A 274-nucleotide genomic window follows, 5' to 3' on the forward strand; every position below is an offset into this window, starting at 1 on the left:
GCGAGCTAACCCAGCAGTTCACCTTTGGCCTACAGGATGCTGAGGCCCAGACTGATCCCCAAAAGGGACTCACGATGCTGAGCAAGATGCAGGGCTCCCTGTACCGCATTCAGGACACCGATGTCGTCACCAGCCAAACCCAGGCTCTGAATGCCGCCCGTGGTCGCCTGCTGTCCCGCATTGGTCAGGACTCAGTGACCCGTGCCAAGGAGATGGACAAGCGGATCAAGTCGGATAACAGGTCGCTCCTCTTCGAGACCAAGTACGCACAGCG

The 274-nt window shown here is 59.1% G+C and carries 1 protein-coding gene; it reads left to right on the plus strand.

The genetic code is table 11. The annotated features are described in order from the left end of the window. Positions 1 to 74 precede the first annotated feature (74 nt). A partial coding sequence (locus ACS2QP_RS27690) for a hypothetical protein (RefSeq protein WP_438883052.1) occupies positions 75 to 274 on the plus strand: 200 nt, incomplete at its 3' end.

The sequence above is a fragment of the Bacillus cereus group sp. Bce019 genome (assembly GCF_051781745.1).
GTDB lineage: Bacteria > Bacillota > Bacilli > Bacillales > Bacillaceae_G > Bacillus_A > Bacillus_A cereus.